This is a genomic window from Sphingomonas sp. S2-65 (assembly GCF_021513175.1).
Classification (GTDB): domain Bacteria; phylum Pseudomonadota; class Alphaproteobacteria; order Sphingomonadales; family Sphingomonadaceae; genus Sphingomonas.
In genome coordinates this window covers 2,917,401-2,935,769 of record NZ_CP090953.1, presented here as the reverse complement: position 1 = coordinate 2,935,769, position 18,369 = coordinate 2,917,401, and the positions used below count along the sequence as shown (strand labels likewise).

The 18,369-nt window shown below is 66.4% G+C and carries 22 protein-coding genes; 11 read left to right on the top strand and 11 right to left on the bottom strand.

Translation table 11 applies throughout. From position 1 onward, the window contains the following. Positions 1–33 precede the first annotated feature (33 nt). From LZ586_RS13870 to LZ586_RS13860, 3 genes are all read right to left on the bottom strand, one after another. Positions 34–1,287, bottom strand: a complete 1,254-nt coding sequence (locus tag LZ586_RS13870) for an SAM-dependent methyltransferase (RefSeq protein ID WP_235076870.1) — start codon at positions 1,285–1,287, stop codon at positions 34–36. 71 nt (positions 1,288–1,358) lie between these two features. After that, positions 1,359–2,048, bottom strand: coding sequence for a molybdopterin-dependent oxidoreductase (locus tag LZ586_RS13865; protein WP_235079817.1), 690 nt, complete (start codon positions 2,046–2,048; stop codon positions 1,359–1,361). A gap of 38 nt (positions 2,049–2,086) precedes the next feature. Further along, the gene (locus LZ586_RS13860) at positions 2,087–2,800 is read right to left on the bottom strand and encodes a cytochrome b/b6 domain-containing protein (protein ID WP_235076869.1); all 714 of its coding nucleotides are present in this window, start codon (positions 2,798–2,800) and stop codon (positions 2,087–2,089) included. Positions 2,801–2,873: 73 nt separating this feature from the next. Between LZ586_RS13860 and LZ586_RS13855 the strand changes: the two genes are divergently transcribed. Beyond that, entirely contained in the window at positions 2,874–3,491 is a 618-nt protein-coding gene (locus LZ586_RS13855) for a flavin reductase family protein (RefSeq protein WP_235076868.1), read from the top strand. Between the two features lie 2 nt (positions 3,492–3,493). On the opposite strand, the gene LZ586_RS13850 is transcribed toward LZ586_RS13855, so the two are convergent. Next, positions 3,494–4,267 (bottom strand): sulfite exporter TauE/SafE family protein, encoded by a 774-nt coding sequence (locus tag LZ586_RS13850; protein ID WP_235076867.1) that lies wholly within the window; start codon positions 4,265–4,267, stop codon positions 3,494–3,496. 274 nt (positions 4,268–4,541) lie between these two features. On the opposite strand from LZ586_RS13850, the gene LZ586_RS13845 reads away from it, so the two are divergent. Together LZ586_RS13845 and LZ586_RS13840 are read left to right on the top strand one after the other, a co-directional pair. Beyond that, on the top strand, positions 4,542–4,967 hold the full coding sequence (locus LZ586_RS13845) for a hypothetical protein (RefSeq protein WP_235076866.1): 426 nt from the start codon (positions 4,542–4,544) through the stop codon (positions 4,965–4,967). Next, a complete protein-coding gene (locus tag LZ586_RS13840) occupies positions 4,967–5,506 on the top strand; it encodes a metalloprotease family protein (protein WP_235076865.1) in 540 nt (179 codons plus the stop codon). Before LZ586_RS13845 ends, LZ586_RS13840 begins: the two co-directional genes overlap by 1 nt. Positions 5,507–5,510: 4 nt before the next feature. Here the strand turns inward: LZ586_RS13840 and rlmN are convergent, their stop codons facing one another. After that, positions 5,511–6,695 carry a 23S rRNA (adenine(2503)-C(2))-methyltransferase RlmN gene (gene rlmN, locus LZ586_RS13835; RefSeq protein WP_235076864.1) on the bottom strand — a complete coding sequence of 395 codons (1,185 nt, stop codon included), beginning with the start codon at positions 6,693–6,695 and terminating at the stop codon, positions 5,511–5,513. Between the two features lie 178 nt (positions 6,696–6,873). On the opposite strand from rlmN, the gene LZ586_RS13830 reads away from it, so the two are divergent. Further along, the gene (locus tag LZ586_RS13830) at positions 6,874–7,245 is read left to right on the top strand and encodes a DUF4168 domain-containing protein (RefSeq protein ID WP_235076863.1); all 372 of its coding nucleotides are present in this window, start codon (positions 6,874–6,876) and stop codon (positions 7,243–7,245) included. Positions 7,246–7,434: 189 nt separating this feature from the next. Here LZ586_RS13830 and LZ586_RS13825 read toward each other — a convergent pair whose 3' ends face one another. Beyond that, positions 7,435–7,887 carry an invasion associated locus B family protein gene (locus tag LZ586_RS13825; RefSeq protein ID WP_235076862.1) on the bottom strand — a complete coding sequence of 151 codons (453 nt, stop codon included), beginning with the start codon at positions 7,885–7,887 and terminating at the stop codon, positions 7,435–7,437. After that, complete coding sequence (locus tag LZ586_RS13820) at positions 7,884–8,531, bottom strand: histidine phosphatase family protein (RefSeq protein ID WP_235076861.1); 648 nt, start codon at positions 8,529–8,531, stop codon at positions 7,884–7,886. The genes LZ586_RS13825 and LZ586_RS13820 overlap by 4 nt, the downstream gene beginning before the upstream one ends. Before the next feature lie 230 nt (positions 8,532–8,761). On the opposite strand from LZ586_RS13820, the gene LZ586_RS13815 reads away from it, so the two are divergent. Both LZ586_RS13815 and dnaN read left to right on the top strand, forming a co-directional pair. Continuing rightward, positions 8,762–9,415, top strand: a complete 654-nt coding sequence (locus LZ586_RS13815; RefSeq protein ID WP_235076860.1) for an outer membrane protein — start codon at positions 8,762–8,764, stop codon at positions 9,413–9,415. A 142-nt stretch (positions 9,416–9,557) separates the two neighbouring features. Further along, positions 9,558–10,670, top strand: a complete 1,113-nt coding sequence (dnaN, locus tag LZ586_RS13810) for a DNA polymerase III subunit beta (RefSeq protein ID WP_235076859.1) — start codon at positions 9,558–9,560, stop codon at positions 10,668–10,670. A gap of 116 nt (positions 10,671–10,786) precedes the next feature. Here dnaN and LZ586_RS13805 read toward each other — a convergent pair whose 3' ends face one another. The 3 genes from LZ586_RS13805 to LZ586_RS13795 form a co-directional block, all read right to left on the bottom strand. After that, the gene (locus LZ586_RS13805) at positions 10,787–11,131 is read right to left on the bottom strand and encodes a hypothetical protein (RefSeq protein ID WP_235076858.1); all 345 of its coding nucleotides are present in this window, start codon (positions 11,129–11,131) and stop codon (positions 10,787–10,789) included. A 90-nt stretch (positions 11,132–11,221) separates the two neighbouring features. Then, entirely contained in the window at positions 11,222–11,422 is a 201-nt protein-coding gene (locus LZ586_RS13800) for a hypothetical protein (protein ID WP_235076857.1), read from the bottom strand. 81 nt (positions 11,423–11,503) lie between these two features. Next, positions 11,504–12,292, bottom strand: coding sequence for a hypothetical protein (locus LZ586_RS13795; RefSeq protein ID WP_235076856.1), 789 nt, complete (start codon positions 12,290–12,292; stop codon positions 11,504–11,506). 76 nt (positions 12,293–12,368) lie between these two features. Between LZ586_RS13795 and recF the strand changes: the two genes are divergently transcribed. Continuing rightward, positions 12,369–13,430 carry a DNA replication/repair protein RecF gene (recF, locus tag LZ586_RS13790; RefSeq protein WP_235076855.1) on the top strand — a complete coding sequence of 354 codons (1,062 nt, stop codon included), beginning with the start codon at positions 12,369–12,371 and terminating at the stop codon, positions 13,428–13,430. 38 nt (positions 13,431–13,468) lie between these two features. Here the strand turns inward: recF and LZ586_RS13785 are convergent, their stop codons facing one another. Then, on the bottom strand, positions 13,469–14,230 hold the full coding sequence (locus LZ586_RS13785) for a CPBP family intramembrane glutamic endopeptidase (protein ID WP_235076854.1): 762 nt from the start codon (positions 14,228–14,230) through the stop codon (positions 13,469–13,471). 113 nt (positions 14,231–14,343) lie between these two features. On the opposite strand from LZ586_RS13785, the gene LZ586_RS13780 reads away from it, so the two are divergent. From LZ586_RS13780 to gyrB, 4 genes are all read left to right on the top strand, one after another. Then, complete coding sequence (locus LZ586_RS13780; protein WP_235076853.1) at positions 14,344–14,796, top strand: hypothetical protein; 453 nt, start codon at positions 14,344–14,346, stop codon at positions 14,794–14,796. Then, on the top strand, positions 14,774–15,091 hold the full coding sequence (locus tag LZ586_RS13775; protein ID WP_235076852.1) for a transcriptional regulator: 318 nt from the start codon (positions 14,774–14,776) through the stop codon (positions 15,089–15,091). Before LZ586_RS13780 ends, LZ586_RS13775 begins: the two co-directional genes overlap by 23 nt. Positions 15,092–15,369: 278 nt before the next feature. Next, on the top strand, positions 15,370–15,732 hold the full coding sequence (locus LZ586_RS13770) for an ArsR/SmtB family transcription factor (protein ID WP_235076851.1): 363 nt from the start codon (positions 15,370–15,372) through the stop codon (positions 15,730–15,732). A 97-nt stretch (positions 15,733–15,829) separates the two neighbouring features. Beyond that, complete coding sequence (gyrB, locus tag LZ586_RS13765; protein ID WP_413777292.1) at positions 15,830–18,355, top strand: DNA topoisomerase (ATP-hydrolyzing) subunit B; 2,526 nt, start codon at positions 15,830–15,832, stop codon at positions 18,353–18,355. Positions 18,356–18,369 lie beyond the last annotated feature (14 nt).

The window sequence follows — 18,369 nt, the reverse complement described above, 5'->3', positions numbered from 1 at the left end:
GCCCCCCCGTGCAACCATTAGGCCCATGCAAGATCAGGCAAGGCGGAGCTGCGGCGCGTCCATATCCTCGCGCAACGCCTGCTCGGCCTGCGCCATATAGTCGCGCGTGATCGGCAGCGCGCGCCGCGAGCGCGAGAACTGCAGCTGGTAGTTCACCAGCCCGCCATTCCAGAAGCTGACGAAGCATCCCGCGAGATAGAAGGTCCACATCCGGTAGAAGCGCTCGTCATACAGCGCGACGATGTCGTCCCGCGCTGCCACCGTCCGCTCGTACCAGGCCTTGAGCGTATAGGCATAATGGAGCCGCAGCACCTCGATGTCGGTGGCGAACATCTTGAGCCCCTCATATCCTTGCGCGATCTCGGATAGCGCCGGAATGTAGCCGCCCGGGAAGATGTATTTCAGCGTGAACGCATCGGTATATCCCGGCCCGCCCGCGCGCCCGATCGTGTGGAGCAGCATCACGCCCTCGGGCGTCAGCAGCTCGCGCACCTTGGCAAAGAAGGTGCGGTATTGCGGCGTGCCGACATGCTCGAACATGCCGACCGAGACGATGCGATCGAACTGGCCGGTCAGCGCGCGATAGTCGATCAGCTCGAACTTGACCTTGTCGGCCACCCCCGTCGCCTCGGCACGTTCGCGCGCCACCTTGAGCTGCTCTTCGGACAGGGTGATGCCTAGCACCTCGGCGCCGGTCTTCTCGTGGATGTAGAGCGCCATCCCACCCCAGCCGCAGCCGATGTCGAGCACCCGCATGCCCGGCTCGATCGCAAGCTTGGCGACGATGTGCGCCTTCTTGTCGGCCTGCGCCTGTTCAAGGCCGTTGCTCGGATCGGTGAAGTAGGCGCAGCTATATTGCCGATCCTTGTCGAGGAACAGGTCGTACAGCGTCGCCGACAGGTCGTAATGATGCGCGACGTTGCGCTTGGCACTGCGCGCCATGTTGCGCCGCCCCAGCCAATGCGCCGCCTTGCCGACCAGCCGCTGGAGCGGCTTGGGATCCAACGCCGCGCGGCCTTCCTCCCAGCGATTATTCTCGGTGATCAGCATCAGCAGGTCGAGGATATCGCCATGCTCGACGATCAGCGTGCCGTCCATGAACGCCTCGGCCGCGCCTAGGCTGGGGTCGCGCAGGATCTGCCGCTCGGCACCTGGCTTGAACCGGATCGTCACCGGTTTCAGCTCCGCGTCGGGCTGACCAAAGGTTCGGGAACTGCCATCGTCCCGAAGGATGGTGAGTTGGCCGCGCTTGACGGCGCGAGTGAAGAAGCGGTCGATCAAAGCCATTGCACGAACCCGAAGCAGCTTTTCATGTCCCCACTTTATCCGCAAGGATGTCCCGCACTGCAACAACGCAGTCAGATGCCGGCATACCATTCGTAGCCGTTGCTATCTTCCCAATAGCCCCCCTTGCCGCCGCCGATCCCGGCCAGCGAGGCGACCACCTCGACGCCCATGATGTACTTGGCCTGCTTGTAGCCCAGCTGCCGCTCGACCCGCAGCCGCAGCGGCGCGCCGTGCCCGACATCGAGATACCGGTCGTTCATCGCCCAGGCGAGCAGCGTCTGCGGGTGAAAGGCGTCGATCAGGTCGATGGATTCGTAATAGGCGTCCGCCCCGAAGCGGTCGGCGCAGTGGAAGACGACATAGCGCGCGCCCTCGCGCAGCCCGGCAAGCTGGAGCACCGACTCGAGCCGCGGCCCCTGCCACTTGCCGATCGCGCTCCACCCCTCGACGCAATCGTGGCGCGTGATCTGCGCGCGCTGCGGCAGCGCCTGGAGCTGGGTGAGGCTCAGGGTCAGCGGCCGCCGCACCAGCCCGGTCACCGGCAGCCGCCAGTTGGCGAAGCGGTTCGCCGCCAGCGCGTTATATTCGGGCGTGTTCGGCCGATTGGTGCCGTTGGTGCGGAACACCGGACTCATCTGGTCGGTGCGATATTCGCGGGCCAGCGCCGCACGGCCGGTAACCGAGCGCTGGAGGAAGCGGTGCGCGTCCTCGGCGCTCAGCAGCGCCGGGCTGTCGCTCCAGCGGTCGCACCCGGCGAGCATCACCGCGCCGCCGGTTACCAGCAGGTTGCGCCGTGTGATCACGAATGGTCCTCCTCGGGGGTGCGCCACCAGCCGGTGATCATCGATCGCAGTTCGTTGACCGGCCCGGCCAGGATCACCAGCGTCAGGTGCACGACGACGAACAATGTCATCGCACCCATCGCGATGAAGTGCACCGAGCGCGCCGATTGCCGCCCGCCGAACAGGTCGATCAGCCACGGCCACATGCCCGGCGCCAGCGCCAGCCCGCTCAGCACCAGCAGCGGCATCAGCACGAAGATCACGCCGACATAGCTGAGCTTCTGGAAGATGTTGTACGCGCGCGGATCGTGCGGGTCGTGGAAGCGCAGCGCCCAGTGCGCCTTCAGGTCGGTGGACAGCGCGGCAGGCGTGAGGTCGCGCCGGCGAATGCGCAGATCGCGCTGGATGTGGCGGTTGATCAGCCCCCAGACCATGTACATCAGCAGCCCGAACGCCAGCACCAGCGCGAACGCCAGATGCCAGTGCCGCGCCCCCGACAGGCTGTAGCGCGACGGCAGCGTCACCCAGCCCGGCCAGCGCGGCAGCTCCAGCCAGGCAGCGTCGAAGTTCGCGCCATACTGCCCCCAATAAAGCCGCGGATGCGCGTTGAAGATCATCAGCCCGCTGCCGATCAGCACGATCACCGCTATGGCGTTCACCCAGTGCCACAGGCGCGTAAACAGCCGGTGGCGATACACGCGCACCGGCGCGGTGGGGGAGTCGGCATCCATCGCCGGGCAATAGCAGCCGAAGCCGCGCCCTGCACCCCTTGCCTGCTCGCGCGGCGCCGCCACATGGTCACCGATGACCGACTATCACTCCTACGAACCTGCGAAGGGCCACGGCCTCAAGCACAATCCCCTGAACGCGATCGTCGCGCCGCGGCCGATCGGCTGGGTCAGCACGGTGTCGGCAGGCGGCGTGCGCAACCTGGCGCCGTACAGCTTCTTCAACGCCTTCGCCTATGTGCCGCCGCTGATCGGCTTCTCGTCGCAGGGGTGGAAGGACAGCGTCGAGAATGCCCGCACCACCGGCGAGTTCGTCTGGAACCTGGCGACGCGCGGCCAGGCCGAGGCGATGAACGCCAGCTCTGCGACGGTGCCGCACGATGTCGACGAGTTCGCGCTGGCCGGTCTCGAAACCCTCCCATCGACGCTCGTAAAGCCCGCGCGCGTCGCGGGCAGCCCGGTCCAGTTCGAATGCAAGGTCACCCAGATCGTCCAGCTGGAGACCAAGGAAGGCACCGCGATCGAGCAATGGCTGGTGCTCGGCGAAGTGGTCTGCGCGCATATCGACCGCGCGATGCTGGAAGACGGCGTCTACCAGACCGCCCGCGCCCGCCCGATCCTGCGCGGCGGCGGTCCCGCCGACTATTTCGAGATCACGCAGGACGCGCTGTTTCAGATGCCGCGTCCGACCTGAAATCAACCATAAGCCCGCACGACGAAGACCACGGTCGTGACGCCCGTCACCGCCAGCGTCCACCACCACACCAGCCGGTGCGGCAAGCGCTTGCCTAGCCGGGCCCCGAGCCAGCCACCCAGCACCGAACCCACCAGCATCGGCACCGCTAGCACCCAGTGCACGAGCCCGAAGCCGATGAACACGAATGCGGCGGCGAAATTGGCCACCGCGAGCATCAGCGTGCGCGGCGCGAACATCGCACGGGGGTTCATCCCCGCCAGCAACCCGTAGGTCGCCGTGGTCATGATCCCCACGCCCCCACCGAAATAGCCGCCATAGACGCCGAGCATCGCCTGGACGACGACCAGCGTCGCGCGCCCGATCGTCACGCGCGCCTCCAGCCAGCGCGACGCCGGCGCGCCGAACGCGATCGCCACGAAAGCGATCAGCAACAGCCACGGAATAATGAGATCGAATGCCCGGCTCGGCGTCACCACCAGCAACAGGCTGCCAACCAGCCCACCGGCAAAGGTGATCGCCGCCAGCGCCCGCACGCCGACGCCGCCCAGCGGTTCCAGCTCCTTGCGAAACGACCAGGCGCTCGCGCCCGCCCCGGGCAGCAGCGCGACATTGGACGTCGCGTTGGCGACGTTGGCCGGCAACCCGAGCGCGATCAGCGCCGGCAGCGTCGCGAAGGTTCCGCCGCCCGCCAGCGCATTCATCGCGCCGCCCAGGAACCCCGCACCGGCGGCAAGCAACAGGCCGAGCATTGCGGCGGTAGCGAGATCGGCCATCGGCGCGGCTTAGGGTCTGAACGCAATGCCGGCAACGGTATTGCAGGGAGGCCCTAACCGGAGAACCCAAACAAGTTCTCGCTTCCCCCTAGTCACCCCGGCCTTGAGCCGGGATCCCGCTTCTTCTTCTGTGCCGCAAGGCCGCGAAACCCCCGAACAAGTCCGGCGTGCCGGAACGATACTTGTTCCCTCCTTGAAATCCTGCAGCCCATAGTTGCAAATCGATGCAACATCGCGGACAAGTCTTGTCGAGCCGCAGGGGCGCGGGGGGCAAATGATGACCGACACGCTTTCGCAAGCCGAGCCGTATGAGGACGCGCCCGCGCTCAGCGCCACAAGCTATCCCTGGTGGGTCGTCGCCTTCGCTATCCTGATACTGGTCGCGTTCGGCTATTCGCTGCTCTCGCTGCCCCGGCATATCGCGCTAGCCCACGAACTCGCCCGGGCCGAGCGGCTCGACGCGGCCACCGACTATACCGGCGCGGAGAGGGTCTATACCTCGCTGCTCACCCAAATGCCCGGATCGAAGGCGGCGCGGATCGGCATGGCGCATGCCGTGTTCGCCGACGCCGAGTCCGGTAACGATCCCGACGGCATGGTGCTGCTCGCCGGGCTCTCGCTCCAGGAAGCGGAGTGGAACAGGCTCGAACCGGTCATGCCGTCCGAATATCGCGCGCAGTTCGTTCGGGAGAAGCGGTGATGCTCTTTCTACCCGGCTGGCTGTTCTCGGCGATCACCTTTCCCGGCGTCATCGTCCACGAGATCGCGCATCGCCTGTTCTGTCACCTCACCGGCGTGCCGGTCTACGAGGTTTCCTATTTCCGGTTTCGCGGCAATCCGGCCGGCTATGTCGTCCACGGTCCGCCGCCGACGCTGCGCTCGGCGCTGCTGATCAGCGCCGGGCCGCTGATCGTCAATTCGCTGCTCTGCATGCTGCTCACCTTCGCAGCGGTGATCCCCCTGATCATCCTCGACGATTCGGATGTCTCGGCGGTCTCGATATTCCTGTTCTGGATCGGCATCTCCATCGGGATGCACGCCTTTCCCAGCAATCACGATGCCGAGGCGTTCGTCCTGCATGCCGAGGAGCGGCGCGGCGCCTCCAGCATCGTCGCCACCCTCGCCCAATTGTTCGCCTGGCTGCTCAAAGCCGTGAACGCGCTGCGGATCGTCTGGATCGACTTGTTCTACGCCGTCGCGCTCAGCATGCTCCTGCCGTTCGCCTTCGGGCTGGGCTGAGCGCTCAGCCCAGCGCCGCCATCTTTTCCTCGGCCTCGCGGTCCATCTGCGCGCGACTCTTCTTCTCGGCCGCGGTCTTGAGCTGGCCGCACGCCGCGTCGATGTCGCGCCCGCGCGGGGTACGCACCGGCGCCGAGATCCCGCCCTCGAACACGATGTTCGAGAAAGAGCGAATGCGATCGGGCGTCGAACACTCGTACGCCGCGCCAGGCCAGGGGTTGAACGGGATCAGGTTCACCTTGGCGGGCAGCTTGTACTTCTTGAGCAGCCGGACCAGCTCGTGCGCGTCGGCATCGCTGTCGTTCTTGTCCTTCAGCATCACATATTCGAACGTGATCCGCCGGGCATTGTTGGCGCCCGGATAGTCCGCGCACGCCTGCAGCAGCTCTTCGATGCCGTATTTCTTGTTGAGCGGCACGATCTCGTCGCGCACGTCCTTGGTCACCGCGTGGAGCGACACCGCCAAATTGACGCCGATCTCTTCGCCCGCACGCGCCATCATCGGCACCACGCCGCTGGTCGAAAGCGTGATCCGCCGCTTGCTGAGCGCCAGGCCGTCGCCGTCCATGACGATCTGGAGCCCGGTCTTGACCTCTTCGAAATTGTACAGCGGCTCGCCCATGCCCATCATCACGATGTTGGTGAGCATCCGCCCCTCGGGCTGGCTCGGCCATTCGCCCAGCGAGTCGCGCGCGAGCATCACCTGGCCGACGATCTCGCCGGCGGTCAGGTTGCGCACCAGCCGCATCGTGCCGGTGTGGCAAAAGCGGCAATTGAGCGTGCAGCCCACCTGGCTCGATACGCACAGGGTCCCCCGATCGGCATCGGGGATGAAGACCATCTCGTAATCCTGCCCGTCGGGCGAGCGCAGCAGCCATTTGCGCGTGCCGTCGTTCGACACCTGCGCCTCGACCACGTCGGGCCGTCCGATCACGAAGCGCTCCGCCAGCCACGGATGCTGCGCCTTGGCGATGTCGGTCATGTGCGAAAAGTCGGTCGCGCCGCGATTATAGATCCAGTGCCACAGCTGCTTGGCGCGCAGCTTGGCCTGTTTGAGCTCCATGCCCCCGTCGAGCAGCGCGGCGCGGATACCTTCCTTCGACAGGCCGATCAGGTCGGTCTTGCCGTCCGGGCGCGGCGCCTTGGCGCGCGGTACGGGCACGGGATCGATGTGCCCGGGGATAGGCATGGGGGCGGCCGACACTGTCTGCATGCGCAGCCATATAAGCGATTTCGCACGGAATTTCCACACCCGGCGCGGCGCGCGCGTTCGTCACACGAATCATTCTGCTTCAGGCGCCGCGCTTCCGTCCGAGCCCCGCTGGTGGTACAGTCGTTCCAGGAGAAACATCGTTGGAGTAAGTGCCATGCTTATCCAATCCTTGATCGTCGGTGCCGCACTGCTCGGCGCCCAGACATCACTCACGCAGACCACGCCGATACCCGCCTCCGCCGGCACCGCGCCGACCGAAGCGGCGCGCCCTCCTTTGTCCCGGGCGGCGGCAACCGTGAGCGACACCGAAGTCGAGCAATACGCCTCGGCTGAATCCTCGATCCGCAATATTCGCGCCGACAAGACCGGCAGCGACGCCGACCGGAACCGCCGCGCCGCCAACGTCATCAAGGCCACCGGACTGACCTCCGCGCGCTTCGACCAGATCACCCAGGCAATGCAGGCCAACCCCGCGCTGGCCAAGCGCATCCACGCCATCACCGGCGACGAGACCCCGACGCCGTAAGCCGCGGTCCCAAGGCAGCACCCTCATATCCTCCTCCGCCAGGGGGAGGTGGCAGTCCCCGCGCCAGCAGGGAATGACGGAGGGGGAGGACGCCAACCACCAGCGAGTAGCCCACCTCCCGCTCCGACACCTTCGGCGCCTCCTCCCCCCGCCAGGGGGAGGATCAAGCTACGAACCGCAACGGCTACGCTAATACCGCACGCACCCCAGCGCCGCGGCATCGATCGCCGTCGCCGCGCCCTTCAGCGAATAGGTGTCGGCGAACGGACGCCCTTCGGCACCGACCGTCTCCACGCTCATGCTCCGCCCCTCGCGCATCGCCCCGACCACCGCGGCATCGGTGCGCGCATCGGGCGCCCAGGCATCCAGCGGGCCGGCGCGCAGCTCGAAGCGCCGCTCGCCGATCGACAGCGTCACGCGGGCATCGGCCCGGCGCGGGCGGCTCAGCCGAAGGTGGATCTGGTTGCGTGCCCCGGCGCGCGGCCAGCTGCCGATGCTGGCGAACGCCCCGCTCCCGCGCTGCACCGGCCGCGCGATCGCGAAGCAGCGCAGCGGCGATGCGTCGCGAAACGCCCCCCACCCTTCATAGACGCCCAACGCGTCGCGGCCGCCGAACGCCAGAACCAGCGCCAGCAGGATCATGCCGGCGCCGCTCCCCTGCCGGTGCCCCTATGTGCCACCGTCTCAACGCCGCCTTCGATCAGCACCACCGATCCTTGCGGCAGGTCCGGCGCGACCGGAGCATCGAATTGCGGCACTACGTCGCGTCCGGCCAGCACCCCGCGCAATATCCGGCTCGACATGCCGTGCATGATCACCAGCCGATCGCCGAGGTCGTCGCCGGTGTCCGCGGCCCAGAACGATACCCGCGTCGCGATCGCGTCATACCACTCGCCCCCCGGTGGCGGGCGGGTGTACAATCCGTGCGCCAGGTCGAGGAACTCGCCTTCCTCGGCGCGAAGCTCGCCATAATAGCGCCCGCTCCACGCGCCCATGCCGATCTCGATCAGCCGGTCGTCGGTCCTCGCCTGGTGCCAGTCGAGCTCGAGATGCTCGGCAACGATCGCCAGGGTCTGCAATGCGCGCCCGGCTGTCGAAGACCACATCGTCAACTTGGGCTTGGGCCCGAGGATCGTCCGGAGCGCCGCTCCTATCGCATCCGCCTGGGCGAAGCCGGCGCGGGTGAGCGGCGTATGCGGGTGATCCCCCTGCATGCGCTGCGCGATGTTGAATACCGTTTCGCCGTGACGGGCGATGAAGTCGCGGCCCTTGCGCTTGCCTTGCATGCCGATCCTTTCCCGCTTCTCGCCCGGAAACGCAACGTTGCCGATCGACTTCGTTGCATTCAGCCAACGGTCAGCCTCGGTGACGGAGATCGACCTCGGGGGGCGCGTAGCTGTTGCACGAATGTCACGCTTCGCGCTGTTTATCTGGCGTTCATGCAACTGCCTGCGCGCCACCCCAGTTAAGCCACCCACTCGCCCGCTTGGGCAGTCGGATCATCAAGGAGTTTGTTATGCGTAAGATCCTCTTCACCGCCGCCCTGGCCGCTTCGAGCGCCTTCGCCGCACCGGCATTCGCGCAGGACGCAGCCCCAAGCGGCTTCCGCGTCGGCGTCATCGGCGGCTACGACATCGTCCGTCCGGGCAACACCGAGGATTCCGATGTCGATGGCGACGACCAGAGCGTCGAGGGTTTCCAGTACGGTGTCGAGGCCGGCTATGACATTCCGCTCGGCGGCGCCGTGCTCGGCATCGAGGCCGAACTGAGCGACTCCACCGGCAAGACCCGCACCAACAGCACCGATCCCAACTTCTTCGGCTATGGCGAAGTCGGCACCGGCCGCGACATCTATGTCGGCGCCCGCCTCGGCTTCGTCGCGGCACCTGGCACGCTCATCTACGCCAAGGGCGGCTACACCAATGCCCGCCTGAACGTCCTTGCCTCGAACGGCACCGATGAGCTCGACGAGAACTTCCAGCTCGACGGCTGGCGTCTGGGCGCGGGCGTCGAAAAGTCGATCGGCCGCAACACCTATGCCAAGCTCGAGTACCGCTACTCGAACTACACCAATGCCGATTTCGAATATGCGAACGGTGGGACCACCGACCGCTTCGAGGTCGACACCGACCGTCACCAGATCGTCGCGGGCGTCGGCTTCCGCTTCTAAGCACGCGTCTCGGAACGCGGGCGCAGCATTTAGCTGTGCAGGAAAGGGTCGGGGCGCTTGCCCCGGCCCTTTTTGCCGTTAGAGATTGGGATCGAATGAATGCCGCTACTGGATTCGTGCCGGCGGTTCCGGGGGTTTTGACATGAAAGCGACGATCGAACGCGCAACTCTGTTGAGGGGCCTGAGCCACGTCCAGTCCGTGGTCGAGCGTCGCAACACGATTCCCATCCTTTCCAACGTGCTGATCGAGGCACAGGCCTCGGGCGCGCTGCGGCTGATGGCGACCGACCTCGACCTACAGATCGACGAGACCATTCCCGCCGCGGTGGATCAGCCCGGGGCGATCACGGTGTCGGCGCACACCCTGTTCGACATCGCCCGGAAACTGCCTGAGGGCTCGCAGGTCGAGCTGTCGGCCGCCGAGGGCCGCATCACCATCAACGCTGGCCGCGCCAAGTTCACGCTGGCGACGCTGCCGCGCGACGATTTCCCCATGATCGCCGAGGGTGAGCTTCCCACCACCTTCGAGCTGCCGGCCGAGACGCTCAAGCAGATCATCGACAAGACGCGCTTCGCGATCTCGACCGAAGAGACGCGCTACTATCTCAACGGCATCTTCCTGCACGTCACCGATGACCCCCAGCCGGTGCTCAAGGCCGCGGCCACCGACGGCCATCGCCTGGCGCGCGTCACCGTCGCCCGCCCGGACGGGGCGGAGGCGATGCCCGACGTGATCGTGCCGCGTAAGTGCGTCGCCGAGCTGCGCAAGCTGCTCGACGAAGTCGATGGCTCGGTCGGCGTGTCGCTCTCCAATTCGAAGATCCGCTTCGATCTCGGCCAGGCGATCCTGACGTCCAAGCTGATCGACGGCACCTTCCCCGATTACAGCCGTGTCATCCCGACCGCGAACGACAAGATCCTCAAGATCGATCCCAAGAGCTTCATGCAGGGCGTCGACCGCGTCTCGACGATCGCCACCGAAAAGACCCGCGCGGTCAAGATGGCGCTCGATCGCGACAAGATCATCCTGTCGGTCACCAGCCCCGAAAACGGCGCCGCGGCTGAGGAGGTCCCCGGTGAATATGTAGCGCTGCCGTTCGAGATCGGCTTCAACAGCCGGTACCTGATGGACATTCTCGGCCAGATCGAAGGCGACCTGGTCGAAGTGCACCTAGCCGACGCCGCCGCCCCGACGCTGATCCGCGAGAACGACCAGTCGCCCGCGCTCTACGTCCTGATGCCGATGCGAGTGTAACCCCGTCATCCCGGCCTTGAGCCGGGATCCCGCTTCTTCTGCCCGCTCAAATCAGCGGGACCCCGGCACAAGGCCGGGGTGACGGAAGTAGGAAGACCGGGCGACTACGAACGCCGCTATTCGGCCCGGATTGCGCTGACCTCGGCCTTTGCCTTGTCCTTCACCGCCCGCGCCCGCGCATCTGCCTGGCGGTCGAGAATCTTCGCTTCTTCCTTCAGCGCACCGGCGCGCGTCTGCAGCCGCTCGGCTTCGAACCCCGTTAACGCCTTCGCCTGGTTCGTGAGATTGCCTGCCTCGGCCTGCATCGCGTCGACCTGCCGCTCGGCGGTATCCTCGATATTGTCCGCGACGGCGTCCGCCGCATCTTCGATATTGTCGATCCGCTGCTCGCGCGGATCCTGGCTGCCGCACCCGGCCAGCAGGAAAACCGCCGCCGCCGCGCCAAAGCTTGCCAAACGCATGGTCCTGTAACTCCCTGTCCGGCTCTCGAACGACTCAGCCACGGCTTTCGTTTCGCAGGGGCAGACCTAAGCGGCGAACCGACCGAACGGCTATTGCTTGGGCGTCACCCACACCGACACCGGCACCACGACCTTGCCGGGCGCGGGCTTCCCCACCTCGACGCGGTCCGCCTTGACCAGCTCGCCGCTCTCCAGCGTGAAGGACGCCCAGGGCTTGGGCATGCGGCCAAAGCTCATCTTCTGGATCGGCTGGCCGGTGGTGCTGTTCATGATGGTTGCGATGATTCCCATCGCGCAGCCGATAGGGAGGCACCCCGGCGATTGTCCAGTGCCTCCCCCGACTTAGCTCCGCCGAGGCGGAAGAACCTGTCCTTACTTCCCCTTGGGCGCGGCACTCGGTGCGGGCGCGGGTGGCGCCGGCATCTGTCCGCCCTGCGGTGCCGCCTTCTGCGCCTGCATCATCCGCTCGCGCTCGGCCTTGAAACGTGCCTGCAGCGCCTCGCGGCTCAGTGCCGCGGCGGGCAGCTTGAAGGTGTCGGCATCGAACTTCGTCTTCTCGACCTTGTCCAGCGTCAGGCCCTGCCCCATCCGCAGCACCAGGCCCTTGCCCATCAGCTCGTCGACGCGCGCATCCATCTCGCTCTGCTTCTGGCCGGCTTCGCGCATGCCGATGGTCATCATCCGCGTCTGCAGCTGCAGCGCCTTGCCCATTTGCGCATAGGCCGGGTCGGTGCTGATCACCGCGTCCAGATCGCCGCCCGGCGCCGGCTTGCCGCCCTTGGCGCGCAGCTTCCACAGGTCGCCGGGCAGATTGGCGATCGTCTCGTTGCCGGTCTTCACCAGCTCATATTGGATCTGCTGCGGCGGCGCCGGCGGCTTCACGCCCGCCTCCTTCATCGCCGTGCCGATCACTTGGCCCAGATCGTCGAGCTTCGCGACGATCGTGCCCTGGCTGTCCTTGCCCACCAGATAGTCGACACCCTCGCGGCGGATCAGCGAATTGCCGGTCATGTCGATGCGCGCGTCGCCGTTGGCGGCGACCTTGAGCGTCATGCCGCCAGGCTGCCCGCCAAGCGCATAGGTAGCGGTGGCGTCTTCGGGGGACTTCGAGCAGGCGGCGAGGAGCAGCGCTCCGGCCACGGCCATGCGGATACGGATCATGGGGATTCCTTCTGTTTCGCGTGCCTTCATCGGCGAAGTGCTGTCGCCCGGCAAGTGGCTGCGCTAGGAGGCGCCCATGCCCGTCACTCGGCTCGTCCTGACCGACTTCCGCAATCACCGCGACGCAGTGCTCACGCCGGGCAGCGGCTTCGTCGTGCTGACCGGAGAGAATGGCGCCGGCAAGACCAACATCCTCGAAGCCGTGTCGCTGCTCGCTCCGGGCCGCGGCCTGCGCCGCGCTCCCTTGTCGGAAATGGCGCGCCAGGGCGGCACCGGCGGCTTCGGGGTCGCCGCGACACTCGGCGATGTCGAGATCGGTACCGGCACGCAAAGCGCCGCGCCCGAGCGCCGGCTGGTCCGCGTCAACGGCGCCGCGACCGCCGCCACCGTGCTTGCCGAATGGCTGACGGTGCTATGGCTCACCCCGGCGATGGACCGGCTGTTCATGGAGGGTCCCGGCGAACGCCGCCGTTTCCTCGATCGCCTGACCCTCGCACTGGCCCCCGGCCACGCCCACGAGTCCACGCGCTACGAAGCCGCGATGCGCCAGCGCAACCGCCTCCTCGCCGACGAGACCCCGCCCGATCCAAGCTGGCTGGCGGCGCTGGAGGCGCGCATGGCCGAGCACGGCGCCGCCATCCAGCACGCGCGCGACGCCGCCGTCACCCTGCTGCGCGACCGCTTGGAAGCCGAACCCGACGGCATCTTCGCCCGCGCCGGCCTGACGCTGGAAGGCTGGACCGGCGATGCCGACAGCCTCTCCCGCGACCTGCGCGAAGGCCGCCGTCGCGACGCCGCCGCCGGGCGCGCGCTCGCCGGCCCGCACCGCGCCGACCTGGCCGTCACCCATCTGGGCAAGGCCCAGCCTGCCCATCTCTGCTCCACCGGCGAACAAAAGGCGCTGCTGCTCGGCCTGGTCCTCGCCCATGCCGAACTGGTCGCCGACCGCATCGGCCGCGCCCCGATCCTCCTGCTCGACGAAGTCGCCGCCCATCTCGACCCGACGCGCCGCGCCGCGCTGTTCGAACGCCTCGCGGGCAGGGGCCAGGTGTGGATGACGGGCACCGAACCGGCACTGTTCGACGCGGTGCCGGGCGCGGCCACCCGGCATATAGTCGCCAATGGCATGATCGAGTAAGGCCCCCACGCACTTGAGCCACCCCTGGCGGCGGCTCTTCACGAGTTCAGGAAAGCCCATCTTGGCGCTCGACGCGAGACGATCCAGTCCGCGATCGCTGGTCGAACGAAGAAGGCGATCACGTCGATGACCGCGTGCGCGATCATGACGCGCAGCAACGAACCGTGGTGGAGATAGTAAAAGGTCAACATCGCGCCTGCGGCCGTCGTGGCAAGCACGCCCTTCCAGCCATAATGCGCGTGCGCCAGTCCGAAGCTCAGCACCGACACGGCCAACGCGACCGCGAGCGAATCCGTAACCTGGAGGAGGAGCATCGGCAGCGCCAGCCGGAAGAACAACTCTTCGCCGAACCCCGCATTGAGGCTGAGCAACAAAGCAAGCATGCCTTCGCGGCGGTTGCGCGGGATCAACGCCGCGTCCGGGCTCCCTTTGGGCGTAAGCACGTTTTTTAAGCGCCGCCACTGCACGGCGACTGATACCGCGATACCCGCGGTGAGACCCAACGCCATCAGCATCCAATGGTCGCCGGTATCCTGGCTCTCCTGGTTCAAAAGACGGTTCGCCGGTGCGAACGCCGAGGGGAAGCCGTCAAACGGCCACAAGGCGTGCGCCAGCCAAAGGCTGATCACGCTCGCGCCCACGAAAACGACGAAACTCTCGACCAGCCACCTGCGGTAGAAATGCTGCCGCTCCATCGTATCGGAAAGCGTCTGGAACCGCGCATAGGCCGCGACGTCTCGACGCACCCACCGCGCGCCGCCGACAAGCATCACGGCAATCCAGATCAACGTAAGCACCATGTCAGCTCCTGCAGAGTCGTTTTCCATATTGGAAAGTGACTGTTGCTTTCCATATCGTCAAGTCGTAACTTTCTGTGGAAGAAAGTGGCTCGTTTGTCGGAAGCAGGTGACGCATGGACGAAATGGAGGCGGCTCGTTCGCTGGAGATGATGCGGACGACGCGCAGCGCGTTGGCCGAGCGGGCAAAATGGTCGCTGCTTCGCCATGCCGCAGTCGGCCTTTTGCTGGGCGGGCTGATCGCCGGCTATGCGCTGCCTGGATCCTGGCCCGTGATCATGGCCTCCGCTTGCGCTGCTCTTACCGCCGTGATCGTTGCCCGGGATCGACGGCGAGACGGGTTCTTCGTCAACGGCTATCGACGAGGGCGCACGCGATGGGTGACGTTCGCGATACTGGTGGTCTCATTCGGGGCGCTGGTCGGCGCCATCGTCCTGAAGACGCGTCACGGCCTGACCTGGGCTCCCCTCGCGATCGGAAGCGCCACGGCCCTGTTCGCGACGATAATGAGCATGGTCTGGGAGCGCATATACCAGCAGGAGCTGGATGGAGCGCCGCATGATCGTTGAACGGCTGGATCCCCTGATCCACCCCCCGGCGCGGCTGCAACTCCTGGCGCTGCTGTCCGACGTGAGCGAAATGGAGTTCGGGACTGCGCGCGATCTTCTTGGGGTCAGCGACTCCGTTCTTTCCAAGCACCTCGCGCAGCTCAGCGATGGCGGGTACATTGAGTTGCGAAAAGCGACGGTGAACACCCGGCAAAGAACGTGGATCGCCTGCACCGCGGCAGGACGGAATGCCTTCAAGAGCCATGTCGCGGCGTTGCAGGCACTTGCGTCCGGACGCGCGCCTTCGACCGACTGAACCGGAGGCACGGCGGCAGACGCGTTCAAGGAACGCGCGACCGCGATCGCCGATTTGGTGCCCGCAAGCCGCCGGTCCGTGCTCCACCTGTTACCGGACACCCCCGAAAGCGCTGGCAAAATAGGATTTGCCCTGCTGTCGTTCGCCCTATGTTCGGCTCCGCCACCCCCGCTCGGCCCCGCGCCACACCGCGTCAGACCGCAACTTCGGCAACATCAACATCGTCCGAAACCCGCGGAAACGGCGGAAATCCTAAGCTTCTTCATCCAACCAAAAGGTTGGATGATCCCCTTGCCGGGCTGGTCGACGTAATGATCGTCAGCCGAGTCGGAGAGACCTTCCACGCCCTCGCAGACCCCACCCGCCGGGCGATGCTCGCACGATTGGCGCAAAGCGATCTGCGCACCGGGGACCTGCTCGCCGGCTTTGCGATCAGCGACGCTGCAGCCGCCAAGCATCTCGCCGTGCTCGAAGCCGCCGGACTCGTGCGGCGGCAGCGTGAGGGCAAGTGCCGGCGCTGCACGCTCCACGCCGATCCGCTGGTCGAGGCCGGGCTATGGCTGCGCCGCTGGACCGCGTTCGCCAGCCCCGCCGCTGCCCGAACCATCGCCCTGATCGACCGCACCGAGACCCTGGTATGAAGCCGGCGGCCCGCCCGCTCCCGCTCGCGGCGCCGCCCCCTGCCCCGGCCGCGCCGCGGGTGCCATTTTGCTTCCGTTTCACCGGCGCGGACCCTATATGCTGGGCATGGCAACCGACGACACCAACGCTCCCAATCAGAACAGCTACGGCGCAGATTCGATCAAGGTCCTCAAGGGCCTCGACGCGGTCCGCAAGCGCCCCGGCATGTATATCGGCGACACCGATGACGGCTCCGGCCTCCACCACATGGTGTTCGAGGTGTCCGACAACGCGATCGACGAGGCGCTGGCCGGGCATTGCGACCGGATCATCATCCAGCTCAACGCCGATGGCTCGGTCTCGGTCGAGGACAATGGCCGCGGCATTCCGACCGGCATCCACTCGGAGGAAGGCGTCTCGGCGGCCGAGGTCATCATGACTCAGCTCCACGCCGGCGGTAAGTTCGAGAATACGTCGGACGACAATGCCTACAAGGTGTCGGGCGGGCTGCACGGCGTCGGCGTGTCGGTGGTCAACGCGCTGTCCGAATGGCTAGATCTCAACATCTGGCGCGACGGTGAAGAGCATTACATGCGCTTCCGCCACGGCGACGCCGAAGCGCCGCTCAAGGTGATCGGCAAGGCAGTCGATGCCGACGGCGTCCCTAAGAAGGGTACCCGCGTCACCTTCCTCGCCAGCCCGACGACCTTCAAGATCACCGAATATGATTTCGACAAGCTCGAGCACCGCTATCGCGAGCTCGCCTTCCTCAATTCGGGCGTGCGCCTGTTCCTGCGCGATGCGCGGCATGAAGAGGTCAAGGAAGTCGAGCTGTTTTATGAGGGCGGCATCGCCGCATTCGTGAAGTATCTCGATCGCAACAAGGTGCCCTTGATGCCCGAGCCGGTGGCGATCAGCGGCACCCGCGACGACGTCACCATCGACGTCGCGCTCGAGTGGAACGACAGCTATTACGAAAACGTCCTCGCCTTCACCAACAACATCCCGCAGCGCGACGGCGGCACCCACCTCGCGGCGTTCCGCGCGGCGCTGACCCGCACGCTCAACAACTACGCCGAGAAATCGGGCGCGATGAAGAAGGAAAAGGTTTCCCTCACCGGCGATGACATGCGCGAAGGCCTCACCGCAATCGTCTCGGTCAAGTTGCCCGATCCCAAGTTCAGCAGCCAGACCAAGGACAAATTGGTCTCCTCCGAAGTCCGCCAGCCCCTCGAAAGCCTGATGGCCGATAAGCTCGCCGAATGGCTCGAGGAGAACCCCCAGGTCGCCCGCCAGATCATCCAAAAGGTGATCGACGCCGCCGCCGCCCGCGAAGCCGCCAAGAAGGCGCGCGAACTCACTCGCCGCAAGGGCGTGATGGACATCGCCTCGCTGCCCGGCAAGCTCGCCGACTGCCAGGAGCGCGATCCCGCCAAGTCCGAGCTGTTCCTGGTCGAGGGTGACTCCGCCGGCGGTTCGGCCAAGCAGGGCCGCGACCGCCACTTCCAGGCGATCCTTCCGCTGCGCGGCAAGATCCTCAACGTCGAGCGCGCGCGCTTCGATCGCATGCTGGGCAGCCGCGAAATCGGCACGCTGATCCAGGCGATGGGCACCGGCATCGGCCGCGACGACTTCAACCTGGAGAAACTGCGCTACCACAAGATCGTCATCATGACCGACGCAGACGTCGACGGCGCGCACATCCGCACGCTGCTGCTGACCTTCTTCTACCGCCAGATGCCCGAGATCATCACCGCCGGGCACCTCTACATCGCCCAGCCGCCGCTCTACAAAGCGAGCAAGGGGCGTAGCGAAGTCTATCTCAAGGACGACAGCGCGCTCGACCAGTATCTGGTCGACGCCGGCGTCGGCGGCAACGTGCTCGACACCGCGGGCTCCATCCGCTCGGGCGAGGATCTGCGCACCCTGGTCGAGCATGCCCGCCGCATGCGCACGCTCACCCGCTACGTGCCGCGCCGCTACGATCCCTCGATCATCGAGGCGCTGGCGCTCGGCCGCGGCCTCGATCCGGAAGCCAGTCGCGAGCAGCGCGCCACAAGCCTGAAGTCGGTGGTCACTCGCCTCGACGCCGCCGATGCCGATGCGCGCTGGTCGGCGCGCATCACCGAGGATGGCGGCTATCATTTCGAGCGGCTGTGGCGCGGCGTGACCGACCACCATATCGTCGAGCCCAGCTTCCTGGTCTCGGCCGAGGCGCGCAAGCTCCACGCGCTCGCCGCCGAACAGGCCGACAGCTATCTGCTTCCCTCCAAGCTGGTGCCTTCCAAGGCCGTGCCCGCCACCGAAGTCGAAGCCGCGCTCGCGCTTGAGGGCGAGGACGAACCCGTCACCGTCGGCAAGGGCGAGGCACTGGTGTCGCGTCCGTCGCAGCTCCTCGACGCGATCCTCACCGCCGGCCGCAAGGGTCTGGCGATCCAGCGCTACAAGGGTCTGGGCGAGATGAACGCCGAACAGCTGTGGGAAACCACCCTCGACCCCACCAACCGCTCGATGCTGGTGGTCCAGGTCGATCAGGCCGACGTCGCCGACGCGATCTTCACCCAGCTGATGGGCGACGTGGTCGAACCCCGCCGCGAGTTCATCCAGGAAAACGCGCTCAGCGTCGCCAACCTGGACGTGTGATCTTTGAACCCTCC